This is a genomic window from Streptomyces sporangiiformans, from assembly GCF_005768555.2.
GTDB lineage: Bacteria > Actinomycetota > Actinomycetes > Streptomycetales > Streptomycetaceae > Streptomyces > Streptomyces sporangiiformans.
Genome location: NZ_VCHX02000256.1, coordinates 1 through 4,713 on the forward strand (window position 1 = coordinate 1; position 4,713 = coordinate 4,713).

At 70.5% G+C, this 4,713-nt stretch carries 7 protein-coding genes; 3 read left to right on the forward strand and 4 right to left on the reverse strand.

What is annotated here, in order from left to right; translation table 11 throughout:
- The 4 genes from FGD71_RS35420 to rimP form a co-directional block, all read right to left on the reverse strand.
- Positions 1 to 249 (reverse strand): translation initiation factor IF-2 N-terminal domain-containing protein (locus FGD71_RS35420; protein ID WP_140936030.1); only part of this gene is annotated, 249 nt, incomplete at its 3' end.
- 146 nt (positions 250 to 395) lie between these two features.
- On the reverse strand, positions 396 to 644 hold the full coding sequence (locus tag FGD71_RS35425; RefSeq protein ID WP_240436923.1) for a YlxR family protein: 249 nt from the start codon (positions 642 to 644) through the stop codon (positions 396 to 398).
- 147 nt (positions 645 to 791) lie between these two features.
- Positions 792 to 1,811 (reverse strand): transcription termination factor NusA, encoded by a 1,020-nt coding sequence (gene nusA, locus FGD71_RS35430; protein ID WP_119104653.1) that lies wholly within the window; start codon positions 1,809 to 1,811, stop codon positions 792 to 794.
- A gap of 2 nt (positions 1,812 to 1,813) precedes the next feature.
- Positions 1,814 to 2,320, reverse strand: a complete 507-nt coding sequence (rimP, locus tag FGD71_RS35435) for a ribosome maturation factor RimP (protein WP_119104654.1) — start codon at positions 2,318 to 2,320, stop codon at positions 1,814 to 1,816.
- Positions 2,321 to 2,513: 193 nt separating this feature from the next.
- Here rimP and FGD71_RS35440 point away from each other — a divergent pair, with 193 nt between their 5' ends.
- Genes FGD71_RS35440 through FGD71_RS35450 form a run of 3 tightly spaced genes read left to right on the forward strand, consistent with a single transcriptional unit; the run spans position 2,514 to position 4,594 of the window.
- Positions 2,514 to 3,089 carry a hypothetical protein gene (locus FGD71_RS35440; RefSeq protein WP_119104655.1) on the forward strand — a complete coding sequence of 192 codons (576 nt, stop codon included), beginning with the start codon at positions 2,514 to 2,516 and terminating at the stop codon, positions 3,087 to 3,089.
- A gap of 50 nt (positions 3,090 to 3,139) precedes the next feature.
- The gene (locus tag FGD71_RS35445; protein ID WP_119104657.1) at positions 3,140 to 3,610 is read left to right on the forward strand and encodes a ferritin-like domain-containing protein; all 471 of its coding nucleotides are present in this window, start codon (positions 3,140 to 3,142) and stop codon (positions 3,608 to 3,610) included.
- A gap of 36 nt (positions 3,611 to 3,646) precedes the next feature.
- Positions 3,647 to 4,594: an aminoglycoside phosphotransferase family protein gene (locus FGD71_RS35450; protein ID WP_119104656.1), complete on the forward strand. Its 948-nt coding sequence runs from the start codon at positions 3,647 to 3,649 to the stop codon at positions 4,592 to 4,594.
- Positions 4,595 to 4,713 lie beyond the last annotated feature (119 nt).

Sequence of the window (4,713 nt, forward strand, 5' to 3'; positions counted from 1 at the left end):
CGGGGCAGCCGGACGGGCGGCCTGCGCCGGTGAGGGGGCGGCCGGCCTGGAGGGCGCGGCCTTGCGCGGGGCGGGCTTGCCGCCGCCGTTGCCCTGCTGCAGGGCGTCAGTCAGTTTGCGTACAACGGGCGCCTCGATCGTCGAGGACGCCGAACGGACGAATTCACCGAGTTCTTGGAGCTTGGCCATGACGACCTTGCTCTCAACCCCGAACTCCTTGGCGAGTTCGTATACCCGGACCTTAGCCACTTCGCTCCTTTTAGGTCCGGGTTGTGTCCGGACCGTCGCTACTTCATGGGCGTACTCATCGCGTACTCATCGAGTGCTCATCGCAATCTCGACCTACTTCCAACTCGCGAGGTACCAGGGCCGCACGGGGTTCCGTACGACACGTCTTACGGTGTTGCCTTCTCAGCAACGGTCTTCTCGACGGCTTGGCGCAACACCTTTGTGTCGAGCGGTCCCGGGGCACGCAGCGCCCGTGGGAACGCCCGGCGGCGTACCGCCAGGTCGAGACAGACCAGGGCGGGGTGCACATACGCACCCCGGCCGGGCAGCGTACCGCGAAGATCGGGGACGCAAGCGCCCTCGATCGCCACGATCCGCAGCAGATCGATCTTGGCCGCTCGCTCCCGACACCCCACACACGTGCGTTCAGGGCATGCCCGGGCTTGCGTCCGGCCAGATACGCTCAAGTCTACCTCCCCGCACCGACCTCACCCCTTTGGGGCAAGAATCGAACGGTTGCCGCGTATAAAGCTGTCGTGATCTCAGCGCCTTGGGGGCGTGATCTATTCCCCCGGCCGCTCTCCCGGCCGTTCCCCCGCCTGTTCCACGGTCTCCGTGTCCGGACGGATGTCGATCCGCCAGCCGGTCAGACGGGCGGCGAGCCGGGCGTTCTGCCCTTCCTTGCCGATCGCCAGGGACAGCTGGTAGTCCGGCACCGTCACCCGCGCGGAGCGGGCGGCGAGGTCGACGACCTCGACCTTGGAGACCCGGGCCGGGGAGAGCGCGTTCGCGACCATCTCGGCCGGGTCGTCGGACCAGTCGACGATGTCGATCTTCTCACCATTGAGCTCGCCCATGACATTGCGCACACGGCCGCCCATGGGGCCGATGCAGGCGCCCTTGGCGTTCAGGCCCGAACGGGTGGACCGGACGGCGATCTTCGTGCGGTGCCCCGCCTCGCGGGCGATGGCGGCGATCTCGACGGACCCGTCGGCGATCTCCGGCACCTCGAGGGCGAAGAGCTTCTTCACCAGATTGGGGTGCGTCCGGGAGAGCGTCACGGAGGGCCCACGGACACCTTTCGCCACTCGAACGACGTACGACCTCAGCCGCATCCCGTGCTGGTACGTCTCGCCGGGGACCTGCTCCTGCACCGGCAGGATCGCCTCCAGCTTGCCGATGTCCACGAGCACGTTCTTCGGGTCACGGCCCTGCTGGACGACACCGGTGACGATGTCGCCCTCGCGGCCCGCGTACTCGCCGAGTGTCGCGTCGTCCTCGGCGTCGCGCAGACGCTGCAGGATGACCTGCTTGGCGGTGGTGGCGGCGATGCGGCCGAAACCGGACGGGGTGTCGTCGAACTCCCGGGGTTCCTGGCCCTCTTCGAGGTCCTCAGGGTCCTCCTTCGCCCACACGGTCACATGGCCGGTCTCCCGGTTGAGCTCCACGCGCGCGTGGCGGCGGCTTCCCTCAGTGCGGTGGTAGGCGATCAGGAGGGCCGACTCGATCGCCTCGACCAGCAGGTCGAAGGAGATCTCCTTCTCCCGCACCAAGCCCCGCAGGGCACTCATGTCGATGTCCACGGCTACGCCTCCTCCGCATTCTCTGCGTGCTGGTTCTTTCGGCCGAACTCGACCTGGACGCGCGCCTTGGCGATCTCCTCGAACGCGAGCCTCCTGGCAGTGGGCTTGCGCCCCTTCACACCGGGCACTTCGAGGTCCACGCCCTCGTCATCGACCTTCAGGATCCGGGCGATCAGCTCGCCCCCCTCGGTCAGCTGGAACTTCACCAGCCGGTCGGTGGCGCGCACGTAATGACGGTGTTCCTTGAGCTCGCGCTCCGCGCCGGGGGTGCCCACTTCGAGGGTGTACTCGCCCGCGCCCATCGCGTCCGTCTCGTCGAGCTTCGCCGAGAGCGCGCGGCTCACATCGGCGATCCGGTCGAGGTCCGCTCCGTCGTCGGAGTCGACGACGACGCGCAGCACACGCTTGCGTCCGACCGAGTCCACTTCGATCTCCTCGAGATCGAGTCCCTGAGAGCTGACGAGCGGTTCCAGTAGTTCTCGCAGCCTCTCGCTCTGGGTGGTGCTCATCCGGGTGACTCCTCGGCCGCGTGTGCTGTTGTGGGAAGGTCGCGTGTCAGGTCAAAGGGTATCGGGTCCGGGAGGGTGTTGCCGTCCACGGGCCTGTCACCGCGGGTACCTTGATCCAGGACAGAGAGGTCCTGAGAGACTCCGGGTCGCTGTCCTTCCTTCCTTTCGTACGAGCTTGCCGAGGACGTCTGCCTTGCCGTTCACCCTGCCGCCGCGCTCCCCGTCCGGGCCGCGCCGAAGGAGTCTGCTCGCCGGAGCCGCCGCCGCGGGCGCCGTACTTCTCGCGGGTTGCTCCGATCCGGAATCCGGCCCCGAGAGCACCGAGGAGAGCCCTTCCGCCGCCGACCGGGCACGCGCGCGTGCTGCACGCGACAGCGAGGGGCTCGCGGAGCGGTACGAGGCCGTGCTCGTCGTACATCCGACGCTGGCCGAGCGCTTGTCGCCGCTGCGGGCGGAGGTCGTACGGCACGCGAAGGCGTTCGGGGGCGGGAAAGGGACGTCTGCCGCCGAAGCTTCGGCCTCGGCGTCCGCCGCGGCCGCTCCGCCGGCTTCGGCCGACCCGTCCGCCGCTCCGTCCGCGAGCGCATCGGCCGGTGTGCCGCCCCAGGAGGAGGACGCCCTCGCGGAACTCGCCTCGGCCGAACGGAAGCTGGCGGACCGGCGTACGAAGGCTCTCGCGGAGGTACCGGGAGAGCTGGCGCGGCTGCTGGCCTCGGTGGCGGCGGCCGGTGCGGTGCACGCGTACTTGTTGACGGAGGGCGGGAAGTGAGCGGTTCCGGGAGTTCCGGGATTTCCGGGAAGGCGAACGCGGACGCGAAGGTGAGAGCGAAAGCGAAGGCTTCGGCGGAGCTGAAGGCCGTGCAGGCCGCGCTCGGAGCCGAGCATGCCGCCGTGTACGGGTACGGGGTCGTCGGCGGGAAGGTGAGCGAGAAACTGCGGGCCGAGGCGCAGTCGGCCTACGACGCGCATCGGGCCCGGCGCGACGAACTCGAGCGGGCCGTACGGGATGTGGGCCAGAAGCCCGAGCCGGCCGCGGCCGCGTACGCGCTGCCGTTCCCGGTGCCGGACTCGGACGCGGCGGTCCGGCTCGCCGCCGAGCTGGAGGAGCGGGTGGCCGGTGTGTACTCGGATCTGGTCCGGGCCGCCGAAGGTGAGCGGCGTGGCGATGCCGCCCGGGCGCTGCGGGAGGCAGCGGTGCGGGCGGCGCGCTGGCGCGGCGGGAGCGTAGCCTTCCCTGGTCTCGCCGAGCGGGCGGCCACCTCCGCGGCGTCGGCGACACCACAGGCGTAACTTCGTCACCGCGGACTGGAAGGGAACGACTCGCGTATGGCTTTCGAACCGCCACGGCGTCTCGTCAAGGCACTCGGCGAGACGGCACCGGGCGGTGACGACTGGCTGGAGAAGCTGCCCGAAGCGGCTCAGCAGGCCGTCGCGGTACGCGAGTTGACGGTGGAGCGGGTACAGGTGCCCGGCGGGCGCGGCAGCTTCGTGGTGCTGGTGCGGCTGCCGGACGGGACGCCCGCCGTACTCAAGCTCGCACCGCCCCGGGCCCGGCCGGAGAGTGAGCGGGCCGCGCTCGCGCACTGGGACGGCCTGGGCGCGGTACGGCTTCTGGAGCCGTACGGCTCCGCTGCCCCTGCCGGCTCCGCCGTGCCGTCCGGTACTCCTGGTGCTCCCGGCACCGAGGGCGTGTTGCTCCTGGAGCGGCTGCATCCGGATGTGTCGGTGCGGTCGTTGCCCGAGGCGAAGTCGATGCTGGAGGCGGCGGGTGTGCTGCGGCGGCTGTGGGTCGAGCCGCCCGAGTGGCACGTCTTCGAGACCGTGGCGGAGCGGACCGGGCGGCAGGCCGAGGCGATGCGGTCGAGTGCCGACACGGAGGCCGTGCCGTTGGTCGACGCGGCGCTGGCGGCACGGGAGGCGCTGCTGGCGGCTCCGCCGGAGGAGCGGCTGTTGCACGGCACGTTTCGGCAGAGCAAGGTGCTCGCCGGTGAGCGCAGTCCGTGGCTGGCCGTGGGGCCCGATCCCGTTGTGGGTGAGTGTGCCTTCGACTTGGCCCGTCTGGTCCGCGACCGTGTCGAGGACCTGATCGCCTCTCCGTCCGGCGCCTCGATGACGCGTCGGCGCGTGAAGCGGCTCGCGGAGTCGCTGGACGTGGAGCAGGAGCGGCTGCGGGGGTGGACGCTTTTCCGGGCCGTCGAGTCGGGCGTGCGGGCGCGGCGGGTGGGGCGGCTCCAGGACGCGGAGTTGCTGCTGGAGCTCGCCGGGTGGCTGTGAGGGGTTTCGCCCCCGCCGCCCCTACCCAATCCCCTCCCACGGGGCCAGCCCCCTGGACCCGAGGGAGGGGCTAATTTTCAGCCCGTCCGGCGTTTGAGGACGAGGCCGCTAGGCCGATA